18 protein-coding genes are annotated in these 20844 nt (G+C 70.4%); 12 read left to right on the top strand and 6 right to left on the bottom strand.

All coding sequences use genetic code 11. From position 1 onward, the window contains the following. Positions 1 to 45: 45 nt before the first annotated feature. The 4 genes from ACFWP5_RS07380 to ACFWP5_RS07365 all read left to right on the top strand — a co-directional run bounded on the left by ACFWP5_RS07380 (position 46) and on the right by ACFWP5_RS07365 (position 4422). Complete coding sequence (locus tag ACFWP5_RS07380; RefSeq protein WP_384151663.1) at positions 46 to 852, top strand: Tat pathway signal sequence domain protein; 807 nt, start codon at positions 46 to 48, stop codon at positions 850 to 852. 73 nt (positions 853 to 925) lie between these two features. Further along, complete coding sequence (locus tag ACFWP5_RS07375; RefSeq protein ID WP_384151660.1) at positions 926 to 2242, top strand: copper amine oxidase; 1317 nt, start codon at positions 926 to 928, stop codon at positions 2240 to 2242. A 104-nt stretch (positions 2243 to 2346) separates the two neighbouring features. Beyond that, positions 2347 to 3588 (top strand): SAV2148 family HEPN domain-containing protein, encoded by a 1242-nt coding sequence (locus ACFWP5_RS07370; RefSeq protein WP_384151657.1) that lies wholly within the window; start codon positions 2347 to 2349, stop codon positions 3586 to 3588. Between the two features lie 111 nt (positions 3589 to 3699). After that, on the top strand, positions 3700 to 4422 hold the full coding sequence (locus tag ACFWP5_RS07365) for a 3'-5' exonuclease (protein WP_384151654.1): 723 nt from the start codon (positions 3700 to 3702) through the stop codon (positions 4420 to 4422). Positions 4423 to 4542: 120 nt separating this feature from the next. On the opposite strand, the gene ACFWP5_RS07360 is transcribed toward ACFWP5_RS07365, so the two are convergent. Further along, positions 4543 to 5406, bottom strand: coding sequence for a phosphotransferase enzyme family protein (locus ACFWP5_RS07360; protein ID WP_384151651.1), 864 nt, complete (start codon positions 5404 to 5406; stop codon positions 4543 to 4545). A 171-nt stretch (positions 5407 to 5577) separates the two neighbouring features. Between ACFWP5_RS07360 and ACFWP5_RS07355 the strand changes: the two genes are divergently transcribed. The 4 genes from ACFWP5_RS07355 (at position 5578) to erm(O) (ending at position 9815) form a co-directional block, all read left to right on the top strand. After that, positions 5578 to 6501 carry a carbohydrate ABC transporter permease gene (locus ACFWP5_RS07355; protein WP_384151648.1) on the top strand — a complete coding sequence of 308 codons (924 nt, stop codon included), beginning with the start codon at positions 5578 to 5580 and terminating at the stop codon, positions 6499 to 6501. Positions 6502 to 6521: 20 nt separating this feature from the next. Further along, positions 6522 to 7355: a carbohydrate ABC transporter permease gene (locus tag ACFWP5_RS07350; RefSeq protein WP_384151717.1), complete on the top strand. Its 834-nt coding sequence runs from the start codon at positions 6522 to 6524 to the stop codon at positions 7353 to 7355. Then, a complete protein-coding gene (locus ACFWP5_RS07345; RefSeq protein WP_384151645.1) occupies positions 7355 to 8635 on the top strand; it encodes an ABC transporter substrate-binding protein in 1281 nt (426 codons plus the stop codon). Before ACFWP5_RS07350 ends, ACFWP5_RS07345 begins: the two co-directional genes overlap by 1 nt. Before the next feature lie 400 nt (positions 8636 to 9035). Continuing rightward, a complete protein-coding gene (gene erm(O) / locus ACFWP5_RS07340; RefSeq protein WP_384151642.1) occupies positions 9036 to 9815 on the top strand; it encodes a 23S rRNA (adenine(2058)-N(6))-methyltransferase Erm(O) in 780 nt (259 codons plus the stop codon). A 113-nt stretch (positions 9816 to 9928) separates the two neighbouring features. Here the strand turns inward: erm(O) and ACFWP5_RS07335 are convergent, their stop codons facing one another. Further along, positions 9929 to 12172, bottom strand: coding sequence for an MMPL family transporter (locus ACFWP5_RS07335; RefSeq protein ID WP_384151639.1), 2244 nt, complete (start codon positions 12170 to 12172; stop codon positions 9929 to 9931). Between the two features lie 398 nt (positions 12173 to 12570). Between ACFWP5_RS07335 and ACFWP5_RS07330 the strand changes: the two genes are divergently transcribed. The 4 genes from ACFWP5_RS07330 (at position 12571) to ACFWP5_RS07315 (ending at position 15622) form a co-directional block, all read left to right on the top strand. Next, positions 12571 to 13116 (top strand): DUF1697 domain-containing protein, encoded by a 546-nt coding sequence (locus ACFWP5_RS07330; protein ID WP_384151637.1) that lies wholly within the window; start codon positions 12571 to 12573, stop codon positions 13114 to 13116. Positions 13117 to 13169: 53 nt separating this feature from the next. Then, positions 13170 to 14192: a ketopantoate reductase family protein gene (locus ACFWP5_RS07325; protein WP_384151634.1), complete on the top strand. Its 1023-nt coding sequence runs from the start codon at positions 13170 to 13172 to the stop codon at positions 14190 to 14192. Positions 14193 to 14307: 115 nt separating this feature from the next. Continuing rightward, complete coding sequence (locus tag ACFWP5_RS07320) at positions 14308 to 14883, top strand: TIGR03086 family metal-binding protein (protein WP_384151714.1); 576 nt, start codon at positions 14308 to 14310, stop codon at positions 14881 to 14883. Between the two features lie 55 nt (positions 14884 to 14938). Then, complete coding sequence (locus ACFWP5_RS07315) at positions 14939 to 15622, top strand: DsbA family protein (RefSeq protein WP_384151631.1); 684 nt, start codon at positions 14939 to 14941, stop codon at positions 15620 to 15622. Positions 15623 to 15788: 166 nt separating this feature from the next. Here the strand turns inward: ACFWP5_RS07315 and ACFWP5_RS07310 are convergent, their stop codons facing one another. From ACFWP5_RS07310 to ACFWP5_RS07295, 4 genes are all read right to left on the bottom strand, one after another. Further along, on the bottom strand, positions 15789 to 18320 hold the full coding sequence (locus tag ACFWP5_RS07310; protein ID WP_384151628.1) for a GTPase-associated protein 1-related protein: 2532 nt from the start codon (positions 18318 to 18320) through the stop codon (positions 15789 to 15791). Between the two features lie 104 nt (positions 18321 to 18424). Further along, positions 18425 to 19165, bottom strand: coding sequence for a sirohydrochlorin chelatase (locus tag ACFWP5_RS07305; protein ID WP_384151625.1), 741 nt, complete (start codon positions 19163 to 19165; stop codon positions 18425 to 18427). Between the two features lie 10 nt (positions 19166 to 19175). Next, positions 19176 to 20054, bottom strand: a complete 879-nt coding sequence (locus ACFWP5_RS07300) for an ABC transporter permease (protein WP_384151622.1) — start codon at positions 20052 to 20054, stop codon at positions 19176 to 19178. Next, entirely contained in the window at positions 20041 to 20823 is a 783-nt protein-coding gene (locus ACFWP5_RS07295; RefSeq protein ID WP_384151711.1) for an ABC transporter ATP-binding protein, read from the bottom strand. Before ACFWP5_RS07295 ends, ACFWP5_RS07300 begins: the two co-directional genes overlap by 14 nt. Positions 20824 to 20844 lie beyond the last annotated feature (21 nt).

Raw genomic sequence — 20844 nt, 5'->3', positions numbered from 1 at the left:
ACTCCCAGCGGTCCGGGGAAGGGCCCAGGGGGAGTAGGGGGAAATGTGCGAAGGACAGTGCACCGCCACCTGGGCAAGGTGGTGGCGGGTACGGCCATAGCGGTGGCCGGGACCGCCGTGATGGTCGCCGTCACCCTGCCGGGCACGGCGGGGGCCGACGAGTCGGGGGGCACCGGAAAGGCCGCGGGGTCCGCCCAACAGGCGGCGGACGGACCGGGCGCGGCACCCGGTGTCGTGCAACAGGCCCCGGCCGAGGGCGAGAAAGGCAAGGGCCGCGACCCGCTCACCGACGACGAGACCAAGCGCGTCGAGCAGATCGCGGTGAACCAGCAACTCCTCAACTCCAGTGAGAACGTGGAAGGGCACCGCGGACCGCAGCGCCTCGACGTGGAGCTCGCCGACCCCGAGACCAGTGAGCTGGACAACCCGAACGCGCCGCGCCGCGCGGACGTGACGTTCTACGACTACAAGGACGACACGGTCGTCACCAAGACCGTCAACCTCGACACCGGCAAGGTCGAGCAGACCGGCACCCAGCACGGAGTGCAGCCGCCGGCGAGTCATGACGAGAACGTCGAGGCGGCCCAGCTGCTCCTCGCGGACCCGCTGGGCGCGGGCCTGAAGGCGGACTACAAGGACGCCACCGGCAACGAACTCACCTCGCCCGACCAGCTGTTGCTGACGGCCATGGTCTACAAGGCCACTCCGGGACGGCAGTCCGGCGACCTCGACCAGTGCGGCGAGCACCGCTGCGTGCGGCTGTTCCCGAAGGTCAAGAACGGGCCGTGGATCGACGCCCGTGACTTCGTCATCGACCTGAGCGCCCGCAAGGTCGGCAAGCTCACCGGCTGAACCGGCCGCGCCGACCGCGCAGTTCTTCGTCCACTGTCCCAACTTGCTTCTCCTGTAAGGGAGTCATTTCTTCATGCGCGTCAACAGAATCAGCCGTGCCCGCAGACGGGGGGCCGTGGGCCTCGCCCTCGCCACCCTGGCCGCCGGTGCCACGGCCGGCGCGGGACCGGCCGTCGCCCAGCCGAAGTCCGCCCCGGCCGCCGCCGCCCCCGGCTGCAGCGCCGCCTACACCATCGAGCAGAAGCTCTCCACCGGCACCACCTGGCGGATGTGCTGGCACTACGAGCGCGAGGCCGGCCTCGTCCTGGAGAACATCTCCTACCAGCCGCCCGGCCAGGCCACGCCCATCAAGGTGCTGGCCGACGCGAAGCTCGCCCAGATCCATGTGCCGTACGACGACGGCAAGAACGAGTACAGCGACCTCACCCAGTACGGCTTCGGCACGGGCCTGATGAACATGGCGCCCGGCGAGTGTCCCGGCGGCACCATCAAGACCGTCAAGGTCCCCGACGCCCAGGACCCGGCCCACCCGAACGTCAAGGGCCTCTGCACGACGACCCGTTCGCGCGGTCACGCCTTCCGGATGCAGGGCGACAGCGCCAACAAGGTCTTCCAGACCCAGGGCAAGGACTTCCTCGTCTACACGGTCAACCAGGTCGGCTGGTACGAGTACATCACCGAGTGGCGCTTCCAGGACGACGGCACCATCAACATGAACGTCGGTGCCACCGGCAGCCTTTCGCCCTACGACTACGACGCGGGCGACGGCCGCGGCTGGCCGCTCGGCAAGGGCGCCAAGGCGTACGCGACGAGCCACCAGCACGACGTCTTCTGGAAGTTGGACTTCGCCCTCGACGGCTCCTCCAAGGGCCGGATCGAGCAGTACGACTCCAAGGTCACCCCGCGCGGAGCCAACACGCCCACCAACAAGACCACCTTGACCAAGGTCACCAAGGAACTCGCGGGCGACGCCAAGAACATGCGCTGGTGGCGCGTCGTCAGCGCGACCGGCAAGAACAAGGACAACCACGCCCGGTCCTACGAGATAGTCCCCGGCACCACCACCAAGTACCCGGGCCGCAGTTTCACCACGCACGACGTGTACTTCACCGAGTACAACAAGTGCGAGCAGTTCGCCAGCGACAACCTGCCCAACTGCGGTGCGGGGCACCCGAAGCAGGTCGACAAGTGGGTCAACGGACAGACCCTCACACACCCCGTGGTCTGGGTGAACGTCGGCTTCCACCACATCGCCCGGGACGAGGACCAGCAGCCGATGCCGGTCCACTGGCAGGGATTCTCGATCGCCCCGCGCGACGTCACCGCTATGAATCCGCTCACTCCGGCCGCGCTCGCCAACCAGAACGGCAATGTGAACGGCGGAAGTTGAGAAACGACCCTGTCCATCCGGCTGCACCGCCGACCGGTCCCGGAGTACCCTTCCTTGATCGTTGAGACTGGGGAGAGCTCGGGGGAGCGGAAGGCGGTGCGCGGGTGGGCTCGGGAGGGCTGGAGTTGCCCCCTGGTGACGAGAGTCACGAGGGGAACTCCGCAGAAGTCCCGCCCGGCGCGGTGTCCCTGGCACGTCCGATGGACGCGGCTGGTTCCATTGGGCCGGAGTTGGACTGGGACGCCGACGCCTGGCGCGAGGTGCGTACGCGCGCCCAGCGAGCCGGCCGCGCCTACATCTGGCTGAACCTGGTCGAGCAGCGGCTGCGCGCGGTCGTGGCCGCTGTTCTGCGCCCCATCTACGAACCCGTCCACGGCGACGAGTGGGTGGTCGCCGCGGCCGGTCCGGCCGGCCAGGAGTGGGTGCAGCGCGCGGTCGCCGTCCGTGAAGTCAGCCGCCGCAAGGGCTACTTGCTCGACCCGGCCGACGACAACGTCCTCAGTTTTCTGACGCTGCCGCAGCTGCGCGAGCTGATGGTGCAGCACTGGCCGTGCTTCGAGCCGTACTTCGACGAGCGCCGGGACGTCGAACTCGCCCTGGACGAACTGGAAGTGACCCGCAACGTCGTCTCCCGCAACCGCGCCCTGTCCGAGGCCGTCCTCAACCAGGCCGAGCGGGCCTCCGCGAAACTCCTGGAGACCCTCGGCGCCGGCAGCGACGTGCCCTCGGCGCGCCGGCTGCCCGTCGACGCGGTCGAGGAGCTGATCGGCGACCGGTTCGCGGACGTGGTCGCCGTGCACCCCGACCGGGTGCGGCTGATGCGGCAGTTCCCGGCCGAGAACATCTTCGGCGGGGCCCGCCGGGTCGACGCCATCGGCATCGGCCTCAACCTGCTCGTGCAGAACTTCTCCGGCCGCCGGCTGGTCCGTCTCGCCGAGTCGGGCTGCCGGACACGGCTGCTGTTTCTCAACCCCGCCTCCAGCGCGGTGAAGCGGCGTGAGCGTGAACTCGGCATCAAGCGCGGCGAGTTGAGCCGCGCCGTCGAAATGAACATCCTGCACATGCGGCGGGTGCGGTCCCGGCTGCGCGACCAGGGGGCCTTCGAGATCCAGGTCTTCGACGAGACGCCGCGCTTCACGGCGTACCTCGTCGACGGCGACGGCTCGGACGGCATAGCCGTCGTCCAGTCCTATCTGCGCCGGAGCCGCGGCATGGAGGCCCCGGTGCTGGTGCTGCGGAACGGAAGCCGACTGGTCAAGTCGGACGAAATGGATGACAGCGCGCTTTTCCCCACCTATCGCGATGAGTTCGAGCAGATGTGGGCGGATTCGCGACCGGTGTCCTGACCTGTCCCCTGGCCCCTCCGGCGGTAAGCGGAACGCGGTCATCGGATTGTCAGTGGCTCATGCGATCGTGGAGACCACTGGGGGAAAGCACCACCGAGAAGGGGGGCCGTCATGGCCTGGCACCAGGAGCTGCTCATCGGCTTCGACCTGGAGACGACGGGGACGGAGCCGCGCGAGGCGCGCATCGTCACGGGCGCGGTCATCGAGGTCAGGGGCGGACGGCCGATAGGCCGCCGGGAGTGGCTGGCCGATCCGGGCGTGGAGATCCCGGCGGACGCCGTCGCGGTGCACGGCATCACGAACGAACGGGCCACCGCCGAGGGCCGCCCCGCCGACCAGGTCGCCGAGTCGATCGCGGACGTTCTCGTGACGTACTGGAAGACGGGCGTCCCCGTCGTCGCCTACAACGCGGCCTTCGACCTCACCCTGCTCTCCGCCGAGCTGCGCCGGCACGGACTGCCGTCCCTGCGCGACCGCCTGGGCGGCACCGAGCCCGCCCCGGTTATCGACCCGTACACGATCGACCGCTCCGTAGACCGCTACCGCCGAGGCAAGCGCAACCTCGAAGCGGTCTGCGTGGAGTACGGCGTGGTCCTCGACTCCGCGCACGACGCCTCGGCCGACGCACTCGCCGCCGCGCGACTGGCCGGCGCGATAGCCGACCGCCACCCCAAGGTCGCGGCCCTCGGCCCGGCGGAGCTGCACCGCCGCCAGATCGAGTGGTACGCGGAATGGGCCGCGGACTTCCAGAGCTTCCTGCGCCGCAAGGGAGACCAGGACGCGGTGGTCGACGGCACGTGGCCGCTGCGCGAGCTGGAGGACGAGACCGTCTGACCCGGCGGCTCCGAAAGCGCCCAAAAGGGAAGCGCCCCAAAGGGGCGCGGGGAACTGCGCGACCAGCCACAGCGGACCGGCAGTCGCCCGAATACCAGTCAGCCCCCCATCATTAGGCGCTCAGAACGGAAACCACCGCACCGTCTCGTCCCCGTCCCGCAAAGACGCCACCCGCCGCCGAAACTCAACAAGCGCCTCAGGGTTGCTCGGTGCGTGCTGAGCAACCCAGGCACAGCTGGCCGTCTCCCGAGCACCACGGAGCACCCCGCAACCGTCCCACTCGCGCACATCCCACCCGTACGCCTCGGTGAACGAGTCATAGGCCCGGGCCGGAAAGGCGTACCGGTCCCGGGAGAGGGCCATCACCACCAGATCGTGCTCGCGCAGATCGGCGGAGAAGGTCTCCAGATCGACCAGCACCGGACCGTCCGGCCCGACATGCACATTGCGGGGCAGCGCGTCGCCATGGATCGGGCCGGGCGGCAGGTGCGGCGTGAGCGCGGCGGCGGCCGCCGCGAAACCGTCCCGCCGCTCGCGCAGATACGCCGCGTCCGCCGGGTCGATCGCGTCACCGGCGAGGCGCAGCCAGCGTTCCACACCGCCCAGCAGCTCGCGGGGCGGGAGGTCGAAGGGGGGAGAGGGGAGCGCGTGGACCACCCGTAGCAGTTCGGCCAAATCCCGGGCATCGGCCGGGCGTACGGAATCGGCCAGCCGGTGCCACACCGTCACCGGGTGCCCCTCGACCAGGCGCGCCCTCGGGTCGGCGGCCCGCACCGCCGGGACGCCGGCCTCGGCCAGCCACAGCGCGACGTTCAGCTCGCGCCGGGCACGGTCGAGGAGTTCGGCGTCACGGCCCACCTTGACGACCAGGTCACCGGCGGCGAACACCGCGTTCTCGCCGAGGGCGAGGAGCCGCGCGTCCCGTGCCGGGCCGGGCAGCACGTCCGCCGCGGCCAGTACGTCCCGGGCCCGTGCCTCGTCCATCGTCCGCCTCCGAGTGATCCCTGTGCGTGTGCGTACGGCGTCGGGTTCCCGCCATCCGACGGCCAGTGTCGCATTCGCACAGGTGGGACGCCGTGCGAGGTGCCTTGACGAGGCACGACGTGTTCACGACCATGACGGGGCCCGACCGGGCCGCGCAAAGGGGCTGATTCCATGACATCGGTGACGGAAGTGTGGAGGACGCCGAGCCGGGGCCGACAGCGACGCGCTCCCGACCACGCGGCCTGGTTCCTGGTGTTACCCGCCCTGATCCCGATCCTCGTGCTCAGCGTGGGACCGCTGCTGTACGGAATCCTGCTCGCCTTCACCGACTCCCAGTCGGGCCGGACCGCGCCCACCCAGTGGATCGGCGGTCTCAACTTCCGGGATCTGCTGCACGACACGCTGTTCTGGGAGTCGTTCCGCATCGGCCTGGTGTGGGCGGTCGGGGTGACCGTGCCGCAGTTCCTGCTCGCCCTCGGTCTCGCCCTGCTCCTCAACCAGGATCTGCGGATGCGCTGGCTCGCCCGAGCGCTGGCGATCGTCCCGTGGGCGATGCCCGAGGTCGTCGTCGGCATCATGTGGCGGATCGTCTACAACCCGGACGCGGGCATCCTCAACGAGACCCTGCACGACCTCGGCCTCGGGAACGGCCGGGACTGGCTCAGCAGCCTGACGACCGCGCTGCCCGCCGTGATCGTCGTCGGCGTCTGGGCCGGCATGCCGCAGACGACGGTCGCCCTGCTCGCCGGGCTGCAGAACACCCCGCGCGAACTGCACGAGGCGGCGGCGGTCGACGGCGCCGGAGCCTGGCGCCGCTTCCGCACGGTCACCTGGCCCGCCCTCAGACCCGTGGCGCTGGCGATCACGGCACTCAACCTGATCTGGAACTTCAACTCGTTCGCCCTGGTCTACGTCCTGACCAATGGCGGACCCGGCGGCCGCACCCGGCTGCCCATGCTCTTCGCCTACGAAGAGGCCTTCCGCTACGGCCAGTTCGGCTACGCGGCGGCGATGGGATGCGTGATGGTCGCGGTGATCTCGGTGCTCCTCGCCGTCTTCCTCGTCGGCCGCCTGAGGGGAGGAGACGACTCATGAGGACCAGCGGCACAACAGGTATGAGGACCAGCACCGGGGCCCGCGCCGGACAGTACGTCGCCCTGCTCGCGTATCTCGTCTTCCTCGCCTTCCCTCTCCTCTGGCTGATCTCCACCGCCTTCAAGTCACCGCGCGAGCTGGGCAGTCTGCACCCCACCTGGATCCCCAGACACCCCACCCTCGCCAACTTCCGCCAGGCCTTCGACGAACAGCCGCTGCTGCACGCCGCGTTGAACTCCCTGCTCGCGGCGCTCGGGGCCGCGCTGATCGCCGTGGTGATCGCGACACCGATGGCGTGGGTCATGGCCCGGCGCCGTACGGTGCTCGCGCGGGCCGCGACCGGGTGGGTGGTGGTCAGCCAGGCGTTCCCGTTCGTGCTGGTGATCATCCCGCTGTTCCTGGTGCTGAAGAACCTGCGGCTGATCGACTCCCTGGCCGGGCTGGTGCTGGTCTACGTGGTGTGGTCGCTGCCGTTCGCACTGTGGATGCTCGTCGGTTATGTACGGGCGGTACCCGCCGAGTTGGAGGAAGCGGCCGCGGTCGACGGCGCAGGGAAGCTGCGCACACTGGTGTCGGTGACAGCGCCCCTGCTCGCGCCGGGGATCGTGGCGACGGCGCTGTTCGCGTTCGTCACCGCGTGGAACGAGTTCTTCTTCGCACTGGTCCTGCTCAAGACCCCGGAGAAACAGACCCTGCCGGTCGTCCTCACCCACTTCATCGGCGCGGAGGGCGTCGCCGACCTCGGCCCGCTGGCCGCCGCCGCGTTCCTCGCGACCCTGCCCTCCCTGATCGTCTTCGCGCTGATCCAACGGCGGATCACCGGCGGCATGTTGACCGGGGCGGTGAAGAGCTGATGCGAGCGCGCTGGATCCTCGCCCTCGTCCTGACCCTGCTCCTCGCCGGCTGCACGGGCGGCGGAAACGGCTCCGCGAGCGGCCGGATCACCCTCCGCTTCCAGTCCCTGGCCTGGCAGGACGAGTCCGTCACCGCCAACAAGGAACTGGTGAAGGAGTGGAACGCCACCCATCCGGACGTCAAGGTCGAGTACTTACAGGGCAGTTGGGACAGCGTCCACGACCAACTACTCACCTCCTTCGAGGGCGGTGAAGCACCGGACATCATCCACGACGCCTCGGACGACCTCGCGGACTTCGCCTACGGCGGCTACCTCGCCGATCTGCGCAAGCTGCTGCCCGCGCGGCTCAAGTCCGAGATCCCGCAACGAAGTTGGGAGACGGCGACTTTCGGGGACGGCGTCTACGGCGTGCCGTTCCTCCAGGAGCCGAGGGTGCTGATCGCCAACGCCACCTGGCTGAAGAAGGCGGGCGTACGCATTCCCACCCCCGAACACCCGTGGAGCTGGGCGGAGTTCAGGGCCATCACCCGGCGGCTCAGCGGCGACGGCAAGTACGGCGTCGCCTGGCCGCTCAAGGAGCCGGTGTCCGCCACGCTCAACCTGTCGCTGTCGGCGGGCGGCGAGCTGTTCCACCGGGGTGCGGACGGCAAGGTGACCGTCCGCTTCGACGCGGCCGACCAGGTCGTACCCCGCACGATCCACGACCAGGTGGACGTGGACCACAGCGCCTCGCCCACGATCCTCGGCAGCGGCGGCTCCGACACCCTGCCCGGGTTCTTCGGCGGCAAGTACGCGATGATCCCGCTGGGCTTCTCCTACCGGCAGCAGATCGTGCAGCAGGCGCCCAAGGGCTTCGACTGGCAGGTGCTGCCCGCTCCCGCCGGCGCCGACGGGCTCACCCAGGGCGTCAGCCCGCAGACCCTGTCCGTCTCTCAGGACAGCCCGCACAAGAAGGAGGCCACCGAGTTCATCGACTTCCTCCTCCAGCCCAAGAACATGGTCCGACTGGCCCTGGGCGACTGGATGCTCCCCACCGGCACCCAGGCCCTCAAGGACCCGGCCCTGCACACCACCAAGAACGACTGGTCCACCGGCACCGCACTCGCTGGAGACCTCAACTCCGCGCCGGCACAGTCAGTACGCGGCTACCCGGAGTGGAAGGACAAGGTGGCCACCCCGGCGTTCCAGGAGTACTACAGCGGCGGCATCAGCCTGGCCGAACTACGCCAACGCCTGGAGAGGGACGGCAACTTGGTCCTGGCAAGATACCAACGCTGATGAGGGTGACGCCCTTCTTTCAGGGGCGCGGGGCTGTATCGATATGCGGCTCCGCCGCGTGGGCGCGACCAGCCCCCACCGCCCCGCACTCGCCACCCAACCGCACCCCACTCCCCGGATGGCGCTCCCCACCACAAAAATCCCGTTGCCCCACCTCGCCCGAACCCCCTAGCGTTCCCCACATGTCCGCCGCGAACGCGATCACGAACTCCGGTCTCGGCCGGAGCTGCACGTATGCGATCCGCATGCGCCGCGGCCCCGGTGCCCTGACCGGCCCGGGCGCGTACGCCCGCTGACACCTCCGCCGACCCGCCACTCGCGGTCCGCGGTTCCTCCTGCTCTTCCGGTCGGGGCCTTCGTCTGCCCGTATGCCCTTCACGGAAGACAAGGACCGCAGGCCATGGCCCGCCCCACCCACGTTTCCCGCGCGCTCTCGCAGAACTTCCTCGCCGACCGCGCCACCGCCGAATACGTCGCCCGCCTCGCCGTCCCGCACGGACGTCAGGTACCCCTTCTCCTCGAAGTGGGCGCAGGAAAAGGCGCGTTGACCGAGAAGCTAGCGCCCCACTGCCACGAGCTGCACGCCCACGAGATCGACCCCCGGCTCGTACCGAAACTCCGCACCCGCTTCTCCACCACACCCCAAGTGCGCGTCGTCGCCGGTGACTTCATGGATGCCCGGCCCCCGCGCACCCCGTTCGCCGTCGCCGGGAACGTGCCCTTCTCCCGCACCGCCGACATCGTCGACTGGTGTCTGCGCGCCCCCGCCCTCACCGACGCCACCCTGCTCACCCAGCTCGAATACGCCCGCAAACGCACCGGTGACTACGGCAGTTGGACCCTGCTGACGGTCCGCAGCTGGCCCCGGTACGAGTGGCGACTGGTCGGGCGGGTCGACCGTCGCCGGTTCAGTCCCGTGCCACGCGTCGACGCCGGGATCGTACGGATCGAGCGACGCCGGACCCCACTGCTCGAACCGGCCGCGCTGCGCGATTGGCGGCACCTGGTCGAGCTGGGCTTCTCAGGGGTGGGCGGCTCGCTGCACGCCTCACTGCGCCGGGCCCACCCGAGACGTCGCGTGGACGCCGCGTTCCGCGCGGCGCGCCTCGATCCACGCGCCCTTGTGGGCGAGGTGTCGCCGGACCACTGGCTACGGCTGCACGAGGAGCTGACGTCGTAGAAGGCGTCGCACAGAGGCCGTAGAAAAGAGGTCGTAGGAAGAGATGTCGTAGAACATGGGTGAGGGCCTGCTGGTTCCCCCGGGATACCAACAGGCCCTCGATCAGGGGGGAGTTACACCCGCGCGGGCTCGTCCTCGTCCTTCGTCGTGGACGGGAGCGGGTCCGGGGACTCGTCGTGGGTGAGGTCGGGGAGGCGGTGGAGCCACTTAGGGAAGTACCAGTTGCGCTCGCCGAGCAGGGCCATCACCGCGGGGAGCAGGACGCCTCGGATGACCGTGGCGTCGATGAGGACCGCGGCGGCGAGGCCGACGCCCATCTGCTTCATGGACTGCATGGACAGCGTGCCGAAGATCGCGAAGACGGCGACCATGATGACGGCGGCGCTGGTGACGACGCCGGCCGTGGTGACCACGCCGTGCTGGATCGCGTCCTGTGTCGTACGGCCGCGCTGGCGGGCCTCGCGGATGCGGGAGACGACGAACACGTGGTAGTCCATCGACAGGCCGAACAGGATCACGAAGAGGAACAGCGGCAGCCAGGTGACGATGGCGCCGACGCCCTCCGCGCCCACCAGTGAGGCGCCCCAGCCGTGTTGGAACACGGCGACGAGGATGCCGTAAGCGGCGCCCACGGACAGGAGGTTGAGGACGATCGAGGTGATCGCGACCGTCAGGGAGCGGAACGAGAGCAGCATCAGCAGGAAGGCGAAGACCACGACGAACGCGAAGACCGGGACGACCGATCCGAGAAGCTGGTCGTTGAAGTCCTTTGATCCCGCGACGTTTCCGGTGATCGGCGCCTGGACGCCGTCGACCTTGCCGAGGGTGGCGGGCCGTACCTCGTCGCGCAGCTTCTCCAGGCTCTTCGAGGCCTTGTCCTGGTCGGAGCCGCCGACGAGCGGGACGTAGACGAAGGCGACGTTCTGCGCGTCGTGCAGCTTGATGTCGACCGGGCCGCGCGAGGCACCCGAACTGACCGCCTGCGCCTTGAAGTCGGCCAACGCCTGCTTGACCTCAGGTGCGTTGATGTCCTTCGCCTTGACGATCACCTCGGCCGGATCGGAGCCGCCCGGGAAGGCGTCGTTGACGCGGTTGTAAGTCCCGACGATCGGCAGGGAGTTGCCGAACTCCTGGTCCAGGGTGAGGTTCTCGGTCTTCATGCCGACCGCGGGAGCGGCGATCGCGAGCAGCGTGCCGGCCGCGACGAGCACGGAGAGCAGCGGCTTGGCGAGAACGCGCTTGAGGACGGCGGTCCAGAACCGGCTCTCCCCGTTGCCCCGGCGGCCGCGCCGACGCAGGAACGGGATACGGCCCTTCTCGACCCGCTCGCCCAACAGCGAGAGCAGCGCGGGCAGTACGGTCACCGAGCCGACCATGGCGACCGCGACGACCATCAGCGAGGCCAGGCCCATCGCCTCGAACTCGGCGAGCCCGGTGAACAGCATGCCCGCCATCGCCACGCACACCGTGACACCGGAGACGATGATGGCGCGGCCACTGGTCGCGGCGGCGATGCGCAGCGCGGCCCCGGCGTCCCGGCCGGCCTCGCGCTCCTCGCGTTCGCGGCGCAGATAGAACAGGCAGTAGTCGACGCCGACGGCCAACCCGACCAGCAGCATCACGGAGTTGGCGGTGTCGCTCATCGGCTGGACGTGGCTGACGAGGCCCATCAGGCCCATCGTCGCCACGATCGCGGTGATGGCCAGAGCCACCGGCAGCAGCGCCGCCACCAGCGCGCCGAAGGCGATCAGCAGGATGCCGAAGGCGACGGGCACGGCGGAGTACTCGGCCTTCTTGAAGTCGTTGCCGAAGGCGTCGGAGTACTGCTTCGCCATGCTGGCGCCGCCGATCTCCTCGATCCGCAGCGAGCCGTGGTCCTTCTGCACCCCGGCGACGGCCTTCAGCACCGGCTCCACCCGGTCACCGGCGGTGTCCGCGTCGCCCCGCATGTCGAACTGGACGAGCGCGCTCCGGCCGTCCTTCGAGATCGTCCTCGTGTCGTACGGCGACGTCACGTCCGTGACCCGGCCGGTCCCCTCGACGGCCTTGACGACCGCGGTGACCGTGGTGCGGAACTCGCTGTCGGTGGACGTGACCGACGCGTCCTTCGACTGGATCAGAATGGTCTCGCTCGCCGGTTCCTTGATCCCGGCGTCGTCGATGATCGTGGCGGCTGTGTGCGTCTCGCCCTTCAGCTGGTCGCTCTCGTCGACATCGACACGGCCCGCCGCCGAACCGATTCCCATCGCCAGCACCACGAACAGCACCCAGACGCCGACCGCGGCCCATCGATGCCGGGCGCTCCAGCCGCCGGCTCGGGCGGCGAGCCCCCGCACCCGTGAATCTCGGTTCCCCATGACGGGCTTGCCCCCTTGTGCACGGTGACAGCCGCCTGCCGCCACCTCATGGTTCGAAGGTATGTGCGGGATAAGAACGTCTCCTCGTGCTTACCGGTGAAGTGCCGGGCGCGCGGCTCCTCCGGACGGACCCCGGGCCCTCACCACTGGGGAGGACGGCGGCCCCTTACATCTACCCGTGCGGCTCGGGGGTGGTGATCAGGGTGCGCGAGGTGCACGCGGTGTGTGGTGTGCGCGGTGTCCGATCCGTCGGTCCGGCCCGCTTTGTGATTACGAAACCTTGTTGAACAAGTCACAGGTGCATGTAGATGTTGATCCCGGCCCACCTCGTCCGCCAGAGTTTCCAAGGTCGTCGTGCCCACCCCCACTGGGCACGACGGCCGCTCTAAGGTGGCCGGATGACGACGTATGCGGCGCTCCTGCGCGGAATCAACGTGGGCGGCAACAAGAAGCTCCCGATGGCCGGGCTGCGCACGCTCCTGGAAGGCCTCGGGCACGACGGCGTCCGCACCTATCTGCAGAGCGGCCAGGCCGTGTTCGCGAGCGGGCACGGCGACGAGGAGTCCCTCGCGGCGGAACTCGCCCAGGCGATCGAGAAGCGGTTCGGCTTCACGGTCGACGTCATCGTCCGCGACCACGCCTACCTGAAGGCGATCGCCGACAACTGCCCTTTCCCCGCCGCCGAGTTGGAGGCCAAGCAACTCCACGTCACCTACTACTCGGTGCCGGTCGCCGAGGACCGCTTCGCGGAACTGGACCGGGCCGCGTACCTGCCCGAGGAGTTCCGAACCGGCGACCGCGCCCTGTACCTCTACGCCCCCGACGGCCTCGGCCGCTCCAAGCTCGCCGTGGGACTGTCCCGGCCGCGGCTGAACAAGGGGCTGATCGCGACGACCCGCAACTGGAACACCGTGGTCAAACTGGTGGAGATGACGGGCAGTTGACCAGTCGCCGTACCCGATGACCGGGCCCGCACACGCTGTGCGAGGCTCGTCCCATGCGCTACATCATCATCGGAGCAGGGGCGGTCGGCGGGGCCATCGGTGGTCGGCTGGCCGGGGCGGGGTGCGAGGTCGTGCTGGTCGCGCGGGGTGCGCAGCGGGCGGCGTTGGCCGAGCACGGGTTGCGGCTGAAGGTGCCGGACGGGGAGTCGACGTATCGGCTGCCGGTCGTCGAAGGGCCCGTGGAACTGGGCGAGTTGAGGGCCGACGACGTGCTCGTGCTCGCCGTCAAGACGCAGGACAGTGAGGCCGCGCTGGCGGTCTGGGGCCCGGCGCCGGTCACCGGTGGCGGCAGCGCCGCCGAGCGGTTGCCGGTCGTCTGCGCGCAGAACGGGGTGGAGAGCCAACGGCTGGCACTGCGCCGCTTCCGGCGGGTCTACGGCGTCTGCGTCTGGCTGCCCGCGACCTTCGTCGAACCGGGCGTGGTCGCCGCCGAAGGCACCCCGCTCACCGGCATCCTCCACCTCGGCCGCTACCCGCACGGCACGGACGAGACCGCCCGGCTGATCGCCGCCGACCTGGAGAAGTCGAGGTTCGAGGCGCCGGTCGTGCCGGACGTGACGCGCTGGCAGTACGCCAAGCTGCTCGGCAACCTCGTCAACGCGATCGAGGCGGTCGCCGAGGTACGCGGCACCGAGGAGAACCTGGCGCTGTACCGGCGGGTCCGGGCCGAGGGCGCGGCCGTGCTCGACGCGGCCGGTGTCGCGTACGCGAGCGCCGAGGAGGAGAAGGAGGCGCGCGGCGACAAGATCCAGCTCGTGGAGATCGACGGCACCCCGCGCGGCGGCGGCTCCTCCTGGCAGTCGCTGAACCGGGGCACCGGCACCATCGAGGCCGACTACCTCAACGGCGAGATCGCGCTGCTGGGGCGGCTGCACGGTGTACCGACACCGCTCAACGACCTGCTGCAACGGCTCGCGAACGGCTTCGCGCGCGAGCGCAGGGCGCCCGGTTCGCTGCCGTTCGACGAGCTGGTCCGCCTCGCCGACGACGCTGTCGCGTTTGTTCAAGAGTCCTGACGGCCCGCTCCCTAGCGTGGGAGCCATGAGCAACCACGACCTGCACTCGCACACGAACGACCTCCACCCGTCCACGAACGACCTCCACCCGTCCACGAACGAACTCCATCCGTACATGATCGAATGCGCCGCCGAGGCGGCCCGTGTCGCGCGCGGTGTCACCTCGGCCCAGCTCGACGACCCCACGCACTGCCCCGACTGGGACGTCCGCGCGATGGTCAACCACTGGGTCCTCTACACCTCGCACGGCCTGGAACACCGTGCCCTGCGCAAGCAGCTCCCCGAGGAGCTGACCGCGCGCGACTTCACCGCCGACCCGGAGTGGGCGGAGGCGTACGCCGCCCAGCTGGACCGGGCCGTCGCCGCCTGGGCCGACCCGGCGGTGTGGGAGGGCGAGGTCGACCTCGGCATGGCGAAGATGCCGGCCGACGAAATCGCCTCGATGATCATCAAGGAGCTGGCGGTCCACGGCTGGGACGTCGCCGCCGCCACCGGTCAGCGGTACACCGTCTCGGACGGCGCGGCCCGCCTGATCCTCGACGTGGTCGAGAAGCACGGCGACCTCTACCGCCAGTACGACGGCTTCGCCGACCCGGTACCCGTACCGGACGACGCCCCCGTCTTCGAACGCGCCCTCGCGTCCAGCGGACGGAACCCGCGGCAACAGGTCAAGGGAAAAATGGACCACTGAGAGTTCGGTGGATTGGGTCGTTCCTTCGCGCCACTCCGCGACTAACGTTCCCGGTATGAGCCGAGACAGCAGCCACGACGCGAACGGTGATGCCCCCGTCCCCGTCCGGGTCGACTTCTACTTCGACCCCGCCTGCCCCTTCGCGTGGATCACCTCCCGCTGGCTGCTGGAGGTCGAGCGCGAGCGCCCGCTCGACCTCCGCTTCCACGCGATGAGCCTCTACCTCCACAACACCGGCAACGAACTCCCCGACTGGTACCGGGAGTTGGTAGACAAGTCCATCGGCCCGGTCCGCGTCGCCGTGGCCGCCGCCGAACAGCAGGGCGACAAGGTCCTGCGGGACCTCTACACGGCCTTCGGTATCCGCATCCACGAGCGGCGCTACGACGACTTCGACGCCGTCATCGCCGAGTCCCTCGCCGACCTCGGACTCCCCGCCGAACTGGCCGACGCCGCCCACGATGTGGCCTACGACGACGCCGTGCGCCGCAGTCATGAGGCGGGCGTGGAGGAGGAGTCGGGCGGCTATGTGGGGACGCCGACCCTGCATGTCGACGGAACGGTGTGGTTCGGTCCCGTGCTGCGGGCGATTCCGCGCGGTGCGAAGGCGGCCGAACTCTTCGACAGTTTCCGGGTGTTGGCCACGTATCCCGACTTCTTCGAGCTGAAGCGGACGCGTACTGGAGGGCTGTCCTTCGCCTCCGAGGACCGACCGGATGCGGTGGCGGGGGTGGAGTGACAACAACGTCGGAAGAAACGCAGTACGGAAAGCGGCCCCCCGTCACGGCTCATCGCCGACTGGGGGCCGCTTCGCGGACGGGCCGTCCGGGGTCCGGCATCACAGGGGAGTGCCGGACTTCGGGCGGCGCTTCCCTGTCCACGGGTCGGTCATGTCCCGAGGTCGGTCACGCGCCGGGCTGTTCGGCGCGCCGGCCCCGTCCCGACAGCCGTCCCGCGAGGCGCCCCAGGGCGCCGGGGCGGTTCCAGGCGCGGAACGCGTCGAGTTTGCCGCGGCCCGCACGGTCGAGTGCCGCCTCGACCGCGCTCTGGTCCGCGACGGACAGGGCCCGCACGGCCGGCCGCAGCACCTTGGCCAGCAGCGCCGTACGGGTCTCGTCCCAGGCCGGATACGTCCCAGGGAACGCGCTCCAGTCGCAGAACCGGTCGGCGGCATACGCCGGTTCGCTCCGCAAGCGGTCGCCCACCCGCTCCGAGCGGCCCGCCCCCTCGTACGCCGCGAGCAGGCGCGGCTCGGCCGAACGGGCCAGCGAGTACAGCTCGTTCTCCGGTGCCGTCCCCTCCAGCAGCCGCCACGCGAGGGTCTGGAAGGCGCGCTCGGCGACGGTGTCCGGCACCGGATCGGCGGCGGCACCGGCCGTCAGGTCCAGCACTCTGCCGACCCACTCCTCGCCCTCGCTCGCGGTGCCCAACAGCCCGGTGAACTCCAGCAGGAGCAGGGCGGTACGCCGACCCGGCCCCAGTTCCGTGGTGAAGCAGCGGAGCAGATCGGTGGCGAGCGTCGGTATGCCGGGGTCGTCCGGGGGAGCGGCGAGCGCCGCCTCGATCAGCAACTCCCGGGTACCGGCGGTGCGGTGGGTGTCGGAGCCCAGCTCCTTCAACAGCAGGCTCGCCTCCGCGCCGGTCGGCAGCTCGCCGCCGGGCCAGGTGAGGCGGAGGGCCGTGCGCAGCACGCTCGGATCGGCGTGCGGCGACACCCCGGCCGTGCGGAGCAGACCGTGGAACCGGTCGAGCCGGTCGTCCGACCCGTCCGGCGCGACACACATCCGCAGATGCGGGAAACCGGACTGCTGGAGGTCCAGCGGCAGCCCCGAACCCTTCAACACCCGTGCCACCGGCGCCGGTTCGGCAGCGGCGAGCGTGTCGAGCGAACCGAACAGCGCGACCCGCAGCCCGGGGTGGGTGTGCACCGCGTCGAGGAGCGCGGGCGGACAGCCCACGGCGGAAGGCTCGCCGCCCGGGCGGATCTCGGCGGGTTCGGGCGACGGCTTCGTGTCGCCGCCCGACGGGGACGGGGTCGAGGAGTCCACCCACTCCCGCGCCAACCGCTCGGCCAGCTGCGGCAGTTCGTCCTGGCAGTCGACGTTGAGGAGGTCGGCGGCCCGCAGTAGCGCGAGGGGCCGTCCGGCGGCAGGCTCGGCCGTGTCCGCGATACCGGCCCGCAGGGAGGGCGCGAGATCGCGGGCCAGGTCGTCATGGGCCCGCGCGGTGAGGGACCCGGCACGCAGCGCGGGCACCGGTCCCCGGGCGAGGACCGCCGACGCCAGCACGCGCGCGGCGAGCGGCGCCGACACCGCGGCCGTCACACATCCGTCCAACCGGGCCAGCAGCGCGGCCAACGCGACCTGTTCGGCCTCGCCCGGCAGGGTCGCCGAGGGGGAGCCCAGATGCGGCACCGGGCCGCCGCACAACCCGGCGACCAACGCCGTCAGCGTGTCGTCCGGCAGTGCGCCCACCTGCTCGGCCGCCCAACTCGCCGCCGCCGCACGGGCGTCCGTACGCAGGTCGATCCCCGCGACGAGCGCGGCCACCGCCAAGGGGCCCAGATCGGCGGGGTCGTTGTCGAACAGGTCGGGGCGGCCCGCACGCCAGACGCGGGCGCACACCTCGGCCCAGGTGTTCGTGACCGGCCGGGACGGCTGCCGGCCCGTGCAGTTGTGCACGCGATAGCGCTCGTCGTCGGCGACGGGCTCGGAGGACGGCAGTACGCCGACGAGCTGCTGGTGGGCCTGCCGGGGGTCGCGGGTGTACGTCGTGAAGGTGAGCCGGTGCGCCTGTTCGCGAGGCAGGACCGTGCAGGCGAGCGCGATCCACCGGGCCACGTCGGCGCTGTCGTGCTCCACCACCACGATCTGCCCGGCGCCCGGGTCCGCGGCCACCGCCCGCAGATCGGCGAAGAACGGGGCGAGCCGTCCGGCCCGGGACACCGCGAACGCGACCAGCGCCTCCTTGCGCAGCAGCCCAGACGGTTCCACACGGTCGACGGGCTCGGGCCTGCCGTCCGGGGGAGTCGACTCGGCCCAACGCGGGGACTCCCAGGTGGAGATGGGCAGGACACCGTCCGGCAGCCGGTTCCCGGCGAGCAGCAGGAGGGCGTGCGTGTGGAAGGAGACCGGGCCCCCGGCCCAGTCTGTTCCGGTACACACGGAACGGCTCAACAGCCGTCCTCCGTCGGCGAGTTCACTGAAGCTGAAGACCGTGGGGAACCTTTTGAGCTGCTCGGCGTCGGGCTGCTGCGGGCTGTCGGGCGGTGGCTCGTACCCGAGGAGCCGCTCGGCCTCCCGCAGCACCCCCGGCGGCACCTCCGCGCCGACCGCCGTGAACCGGGGGCCGGAGTCCTCGGAGCCGGACGGCGCCGAGGTGTAGTGCAGCTGGGCCGGCGCAGGCCCTTCTCGATGCCCGAACTCCTGACCCGCCACGTGTACTTGCTCCCTACTAGCCCTCAGAGGCACCATCCCAGCAGATCCGGCAGCCGGGGGAGGCCCCTTTCCGGGAATCCGGGCAGGTGGGAACCGTGAAGGTCCTAGGCTCCGACGGCCGCCAACGCCGGTGCCAGGGCCGCGTCGTAGCGCTCCAGCAGCACCCGCGCCACCTCCGGTGCCGGGCCCAGTACGTCGGCCAGGACGTCCGCCTCCGCGGCGCCCCGTGCGATGCGGTCGGGAAGGAAGCCGGGCGCGAGGACGTACGGCGACACCGCGACGCGTTCGCAGCCCAGGGCCCGCAGTTCGCGGACCGCGTCCTCGGTGCGGGGGAGGGACGCGGAGGCGAACGCGGGGCGCACGGCGCGCCAACCGGTGTGCCACCAGTCCCGGGCGATGTCGGCGATCACCGCGATCGCCTCCGGGTCGGTGGAGCCCGCCGAGGCCAGGACGACCCCGGTCGAGGACTTATCGGCGGGCGTCAACCCGGCCTCGTAGAGCCGTCGTTCGAGGGCCCGGAGGAGGAGCGGGGACGGGCCCAGCACCTCCGCCTGCCTGATCCGCAGCCGCGGCGGTGCCTCCCGCAGGACCGCGGGGATGTCCGCCTTCGCGTGGAACGCGCGGGTCAGCAGCAGCGGGAGCGCCACGACATCCTGTACGCCCTCTGCCGCCAGTGACTCCAAGACACCTTGCACGGAAGGGATGTTGAAGTCCAGGAAGCCGATCTCCACGCGCAGCCCGGGCCGCCGCGACCGTATCCGCCGCACCAGGGCGTGGACAGTCGCGGCGTGCCGCGGATCGCGGCTGCCGTGGGCGATGACGAGAAGGACCGGCTTCCTGTGCATGGGACTCAGCTCAGCTCTTCACCAGCAGACCGCGGCTGCGCAGCACCCACCGCTCCAGCGGGCTGAACAACAGCAGGTCGATGGCGATACCGACGAACAGGATCAGGATGATCGCCTCGAACACCATCGCCATGTCGCTGTTGGTACGGCCGTTCTCCAGCAACTGGCCGAGGCCCACGCCCAGATCGGGGAACTGGGCGATGATCTCCGCCGCCATCAGCGAGCGCCACGAGAACGCCCAGCCCTGCTTCAGGCCCGCCACATAGCCGGGGAGCGCCGCCGGCAGCGTGACGTGCCAGATGCCCTTGACGCCGGTCGCGCCCATCGTGCGGCCCGCCCGCAGGAACAGCGGCGGCACCTGGTCGACGCCGGACACCAGGCCGTTGGCGATGGAGGGGACCGCGCCGAGCAGGATGACCGCGTACATCATCGAGTTGTTCAGGCCCAGCCAGATCACGGCCGGCGGCACCCAGGCCACCGACGGCAGCGACTGGAGGCCGGACAGGATCGGGCCGATCGCCGCGCGCACGAACTTCACCCGGGCCACCACCAGACCCAGCGGGGTGCCGATGAGCAGCGCGAAGAAGAAGCCCAGCAGACCGCGCGAGACGCTGGTCCAGATGTAGCCGAGCAGATCGCCCGCCAGCCAGGCGTTCTTGAACTCCGTACCCACAGCGCCGGGTGAGGGCAGCTTGCTCGGGTCGTCGACGATCGGGGTCAGGATCAGCCAGACCACGATGACCACCGCGAGCGCGACGATCGGCGGAAAGATCTTGTTGACGAAGGTCTGCCGGAAGGTCGGACGGCCGGTGACCGTGGTCTCCAGGGCGTCGAGGCCCGCCTCGACGCTCCCGGCGTCCTTGACCGTCGTCGTCTCAGTGCTGGCCATGACGGCGGATCTCCCCACGCAGTACATCGGTGATCTCAAGGGACAGTTCGGCCACGGGCGCGTCCTCGATGCGGCGCGGCTGCGGAATGTCGACCGTCCACTCGCGGGCGATCCGGCCGGGCCGGGAGGACAGCAGGACCACCCGCTGGGCGAGCCGTACCGCCTCCCGCACGTTGTGCGTGACGAACAGGACGGAGAGCCCCGTCTCGCCCCAGATACGGGTCAGTTCGTCGTGCAGGACGTCCCGTGTGATGGCGTCCAGGGCCGCGAACGGCTCGTCCATCAGCAGGATGCGGCTCTCCTGGGCGAGCGCGCGGGCCATGGCGACCCGCTGGCGCATACCGCCGGACAGCTCGTGCACCCGCTTGCCGTACGCGCCCGGCAGCCGGACCAGTTCGAGCAGCTCCTCGGTCCTGCCGCGCCGCTCCTCCTTCGGAACTCCCCTGAGTTTCAGGGCGAGTTCGATGTTCTTGCCCGCGGTGAGCCAGGGGAACAGGGCGTGCTCCTGGAACATCAGGGCGGGGCGGCCGTCCGCGGTGATGGACCCGGCGGTGGGCTTGTCGAGGCCCGCCACCAGGTTCAGCAGGGTGGACTTGCCGCAGCCCGAGGCCCCCAGGAGGGTGACGAACTCGCCGGGCGCGACATCGATGCTGATGTCGTCCAGGACGAGTTGCTGCCCAGCCGGCGTCGCGAAGGACTTCGAGACATGCTCAAGGCGTGCCGCGTACTCGACCGACGCGGTGGTCTCCTTGGCGAGCGTCGTGGCCATGGTCGTCACCTCCTGGGAAGT

The sequence above is a fragment of the Streptomyces sp. NPDC058469 genome (genome assembly GCF_042721125.1).
In the GTDB taxonomy this organism is placed as follows: domain Bacteria; phylum Actinomycetota; class Actinomycetes; order Streptomycetales; family Streptomycetaceae; genus Streptomyces.
This window is presented reverse-complemented; position numbering and strand designations above follow the sequence as displayed.

Excerpts from the sequence above, each read along its gene's own strand:
- ACFWP5_RS07330 (WP_384151637.1), top strand. The coding sequence starts at position 12,571 with ATGACGACGTATGCGGCGCTCCTGCGCGGAATCAACGTGGGCGGCAAC.
- ACFWP5_RS07355 (WP_384151648.1), top strand. The coding sequence starts at position 5,578 with ATGACATCGGTGACGGAAGTGTGGAGGACGCCGAGCCGGGGCCGACAG.
- ACFWP5_RS07300 (WP_384151622.1), bottom strand. The coding sequence starts at position 20,054 with ATGGCCAGCACTGAGACGACGACGGTCAAGGACGCCGGGAGCGTCGAG.
- ACFWP5_RS07305 (WP_384151625.1), bottom strand. The coding sequence starts at position 19,165 with ATGCACAGGAAGCCGGTCCTTCTCGTCATCGCCCACGGCAGCCGCGAT.
- ACFWP5_RS07325 (WP_384151634.1), top strand. The coding sequence starts at position 13,170 with ATGCGCTACATCATCATCGGAGCAGGGGCGGTCGGCGGGGCCATCGGT.
- ACFWP5_RS07320 (WP_384151714.1), top strand. The coding sequence starts at position 14,308 with ATGATCGAATGCGCCGCCGAGGCGGCCCGTGTCGCGCGCGGTGTCACC.
- ACFWP5_RS07365 (WP_384151654.1), top strand. The coding sequence starts at position 3,700 with ATGGCCTGGCACCAGGAGCTGCTCATCGGCTTCGACCTGGAGACGACG.
- ACFWP5_RS07335 (WP_384151639.1), bottom strand. The coding sequence starts at position 12,172 with ATGGGGAACCGAGATTCACGGGTGCGGGGGCTCGCCGCCCGAGCCGGC.
- ACFWP5_RS07375 (WP_384151660.1), top strand. The coding sequence starts at position 926 with ATGCGCGTCAACAGAATCAGCCGTGCCCGCAGACGGGGGGCCGTGGGC.
- ACFWP5_RS07295 (WP_384151711.1), bottom strand. The coding sequence starts at position 20,823 with ATGGCCACGACGCTCGCCAAGGAGACCACCGCGTCGGTCGAGTACGCG.
- ACFWP5_RS07315 (WP_384151631.1), top strand. The coding sequence starts at position 14,939 with ATGAGCCGAGACAGCAGCCACGACGCGAACGGTGATGCCCCCGTCCCC.
- ACFWP5_RS07360 (WP_384151651.1), bottom strand. The coding sequence starts at position 5,406 with ATGGACGAGGCACGGGCCCGGGACGTACTGGCCGCGGCGGACGTGCTG.
- ACFWP5_RS07345 (WP_384151645.1), top strand. The coding sequence starts at position 7,355 with ATGCGAGCGCGCTGGATCCTCGCCCTCGTCCTGACCCTGCTCCTCGCC.
- ACFWP5_RS07350 (WP_384151717.1), top strand. The coding sequence starts at position 6,522 with ATGAGGACCAGCACCGGGGCCCGCGCCGGACAGTACGTCGCCCTGCTC.